This is a genomic window from Streptomyces katrae, from assembly GCF_000966975.1.
Lineage (GTDB): Bacteria > Actinomycetota > Actinomycetes > Streptomycetales > Streptomycetaceae > Streptomyces > Streptomyces katrae.
This window is the reverse complement of record NZ_JZWV01000788.1, coordinates 1-3,824: the sequence shown is the minus strand read 5'-3', so window position 1 is coordinate 3,824 and position 3,824 is coordinate 1. Positions and strand designations below refer to the sequence as shown.

The following is a 3,824-nucleotide window of genomic DNA, read 5'->3' as shown; positions in this document are numbered from 1 at the left end:
CGCCAGGATGGTGGTCGCCTTCGCCGGCGGCGCGCTCGCCGGCTGGCTGGTCGTCCGCCGCGAACGCCACCCGCTCGTCGCCCACCGGGGCACGGTCAACCACGTCCAGACCCTCCCCCGGCTGCGCGGCCGGGGGATCGCCACCGCCCTGATGAACCGGGTCCCGCAGATCGCCCGTGACGAAATGGGCCTCGAGCGGCTGGGAATCGCCGTCCGCGGCGGCCTGGGGCTGGAGGGGTTCTACCGGGGACTGGGCTGGACGGAAGTCGGCCGGTGGCCGGGCGCGCTGCGGGTCGCGCCCGGCGACGACCGGGACGAGATCCTGATGAGCATCGTCCTCTGACAAAAATGCCCCGCGGGGGTTACGGTCTTATGACCGTTTGCCGACACCGGTACGCATTCCTCGGCGGAGAGGAACAGCTGGGATGAGCAACGACCCCATGTACGGCGGCCCTTCGCACAACGGCTCCCTGTCCCCTCCCTTGTACCTGGAACCGAGGCTCGCACCGCGCACGGCGGCCCTCCTGGAATCGCCGGCGTTCCTGCACACCCTCGTGGACGCCCTCGGATCCCCCCTCAACGTGATCCTGCCCGACCAGATCGCCGACAACGTCCGCGGCTTCCGCGAGGTGTTCGACCGTCACCGGCTCAGCGGGCGGATCTTCTTCGCGCACAAGGCGAACCGCTCCAGCGCCCTCGTCCGCCGGCTGACCACCACCGGCGCGGCCCTCGACGCGGCCTCGCTCGGGGAGCTGCGGCACGCCCTGGGATCGGGGTTCGCCGGAGCCGAGGTGATGGCGACCGGCCCCAAGGACCCCGAGTTCCTCTGGCTCGCCGCCCGCAGCGGGGCGCTGCTCAACGCCGACGGCCCGGGCGAGCTGGAACGGGCGGCGGCCCTCGTGCGGGCCCACGGACTGCCGCGCCTGCGCGTCCTGTTGCGGCTGTCCGGCTTCGAGGCGCCCGGGGCCCGCCGGCTCTCGCGCCGCAGCCGCTTCGGCACCTCCGTGAAGTCCCTGCACCGGCTCCTCGACGTCCTCGACCGCCACCGCGGCGAGCTGGAGGCCGTCGGGGTCGGCTACCACCTCGACACCACCAGCGTGGAGGAGAAGGCCTCGGCGCTGGAGGGCTGCCTGCACGCCATGGAGGAGTTACAGGTGCGCGGCCACCGGCCCCGGGCCGTCGACGTCGGCGGCGGCTTCGGGGTCGGCTACCTGGCCCACGCCGCCCAGTGGGAGCGCTACACCACGGAGCTGACCCGCGCCGTCATGGGCGCCCGCCCGCCCCTGACCTGGGGCGGCCACGGCTACGGCCTGCGTGCCGAGAACGGCACCCTGCGCGGAGCGCTCGGCCTCTACCCGGCCCACCGGAGCACCGCGGGCCCCGGCTACCTCGACGAACTCCTCTCCCTCCCGGCCCCGAGGCTGGGCCGCCCCCTGGGCACCCTGCTCCTGGAGGGCCTCTACGAGCTCTACGCCGAACCGGGCCGCGCCCTGGCCGACCAGTGCGGGCTCACCCTGGGCCGGGTCCTGGAGGTGCGGGCCTCCGGCACCGGGGAGACCCTGGTCCGGCTGGCGCTGAACGCCGGCGACGTCAGCCTGGAGGACCACGGCGTGCTCGTGGACCCGGTGCTCCTGCCCCGCGCGCCCGCCCCACCCGGCGGCGCGGCCCCGGTGGCGGCGCACCTCATGGGCAACCTCTGCCTGGAGGCGGACCTGATCACCCGCCGGACCGTGTTCCTGCCCCGGCTGCCGCACCCCGGCGACCTCCTCGCCTTCGTCAACACCGCCGGGTACTGCATGGACTTCGGCGCGACCCGCGCCCAGGGGCAGGCCCTCGCGCGCAAGGTCGCCGTCCACCGGGAGGGGGCGGACGGCGACTGGCAGTGGTGCCTGGACGAGCAGTACTGGCCTCTCACACGTACGGGGGAAGCACAGGGATGAGGTACGACAGCATCACCGAAGCCATCGGCGGGACACCGCTGGTCCGCATCGACCCGGCCGTGCACGGCCTGCGCCACATGCTCAACCCCTTCGGCTCGCTCAAGGACCGGGCCGCCTGGAACATGACGCGCGACGGGCTCGCGGGCGCCGCGCAGCGCGGCGAGACGGTCGTGGAACTGTCCAGCGGCAACACCGCCAAGGCCCTGGCGCTGATCGCGGGCCTGCACGGGCTGCCGTTCAAGAGCGTCACCAACCGGATGCGGATCCCCGAGGTCAAGGACCTGCTCCTGCTGCTCGGCGCCGAGATCGAAGAGCTCCCCGGCCGCAGCGAATGCCTCGACCCGACGGACGAGGACGATCCGCTGACCCTCTTCCACCGGCAGCTGAACCTGCCCGGCAGCGCCCATCTGCACACCGACCAGTACTTCAACGCGCTCAACACCGAGGCGCACGCCTCCGGGACCGGCCCGGAGATCATCGCGGACCTGGACGGCCGGGCACCCGACTGGTTCGTCGCCTGCGTGGGCACGGCCGGATCGTCCACGGGGGTGGCGCGGGCGCTGCGCGCACACGACCCGGCGGTACGCGTCGTCGGCCTGGTCGGGGAGAAGTCGGACTTCATCCCGGGCATCCGGACCATCGACGAGGTCCAGGAGGTGGGCATCTTCGACCCGTCGACGTACGACGCCCTGGAACCGGTGGGCTCCGACGAGGCCATCGAGGGGATGCTGACGCTGCTGCGCCGCTGCGGCCTGCTCGCCGGCCCGACCGGCGGGGCCGCGTACTTCGGCGCCGTGCGCCATCTGCGGGAGCTGGACGCCGGGCTGACGGAGCGCAGGACGGCGGTGTTCATCGTCTGCGACCGGGTGGAGAGCTACGTCGGCTACATCCGACGGCGCCGGCCGGACCTGCTGGGGCTGCCCCCCATGAGGAACTCGGTCGCCACCCTGACGGCGGCCGAGGCGGCCTCGGCCGCCGTCATCGGCGTCGACGAGGCCCGCAAGTGGATCGCGGAACGACAGCCGCTGGTGGTGGACCTGCGCGGCCCCTTCGCGTACGCGGCGCTGCACATCGAGGGGTCGGTGAACATCGTGGACGAGCTCTTCGACGAACTCCTGCGGGGCGGGCTGCCGTTCGGCCGGAGCCGGCCGGTCCTGCTGGCCTGCCCGGTCGGCGAGAAGTCGGCCCGGTACGCGGCCCTGCTGACCCGCATGGGCCACCCCGACGTACGCAGCCTGGCCGGCGGGATCATCGCCTGGCGGGACGCCGGCGCACCCCTGGTGCGTGACTGACATGGCCGCCCCCGCCACCGAGCTGGCGGCGCTCGCCGACTGGCAGCGGCCGCTGCGCGCCCAGTTCCCGATCCTCCAGGGGCAGCCGGGCCTGGTCTACCTCGACAGCGCCGCGACCTCCCAGAAGCCGCAGCCCGTCCTGGACGCCGTGCAGACGTACCTGACCACCTCCAACGCCAACGCGGCCCGCGGCTCCTACCCGTGGGCCAACTCCACGACGGAGCTGGTAGAGAGCACCCGGGACCGGGTCAAGCGTTTCCTGGGCGATCCGGAGCCGGAGCGTTCCTCGGTCCACTTCACCAGCGGGACCACGGAGGGGCTGCGGACCATCGCCCGGGACTGGCTGCCGGCCCTGCTCGTCGACGGGGACGAGATCGTCGTGCCGTTCGCCGACCACCGGGCGAACCTGTCGCCCTGGCTGGAGGCCCGGGACCTGCTGGCCCGGCAGGGGGTGCGGATCCGCGTGCGGGAGCTGCCGTACCAGGCGGGTTCCGGGGACTACGATCCGCGGGCGCTGGCGGCGGTCACCGGGCCGCGGACGCGTTTCGTGGCCGTCACCCACGTCCACCACGTCTACGGGGCCGACATGAAC

General features: G+C 73.5%; 4 protein-coding genes. All 4 read left to right on the top strand.

Going from position 1 to position 3,824, the window contains the following annotated elements:
* A partial coding sequence (locus VR44_RS26540) for a GNAT family N-acetyltransferase (protein ID WP_045950130.1) occupies nucleotides 1-343 on the top strand: 343 nt, incomplete at its 5' end.
* An 82-nt stretch (nucleotides 344-425) separates the two neighbouring features.
* Nucleotides 426-1,940: a type III PLP-dependent enzyme domain-containing protein gene (locus VR44_RS26535; protein ID WP_245692248.1), complete on the top strand. Its 1,515-nt coding sequence runs from the start codon at nucleotides 426-428 to the stop codon at nucleotides 1,938-1,940.
* Nucleotides 1,937-3,232 carry a pyridoxal-phosphate dependent enzyme gene (locus VR44_RS26530; RefSeq protein WP_045950128.1) on the top strand — a complete coding sequence of 432 codons (1,296 nt, stop codon included), beginning with the start codon at nucleotides 1,937-1,939 and terminating at the stop codon, nucleotides 3,230-3,232. Before VR44_RS26535 ends, VR44_RS26530 begins: the two co-directional genes overlap by 4 nt.
* 1 nt (nucleotide 3,233) lies before the next feature.
* A partial coding sequence (locus VR44_RS26525) for an aminotransferase class V-fold PLP-dependent enzyme (RefSeq protein WP_045950127.1) occupies nucleotides 3,234-3,824 on the top strand: 591 nt, incomplete at its 3' end.

Bases quoted from the DNA above. Each gene is read 5' to 3' on its own strand.
- VR44_RS26535 (WP_245692248.1), top strand. From the start codon at position 426: ATGAGCAACGACCCCATGTACGGCGGCCCTTCGCACAACGGCTCCCTG.
- VR44_RS26530 (WP_045950128.1), top strand. From the start codon at position 1,937: ATGAGGTACGACAGCATCACCGAAGCCATCGGCGGGACACCGCTGGTC.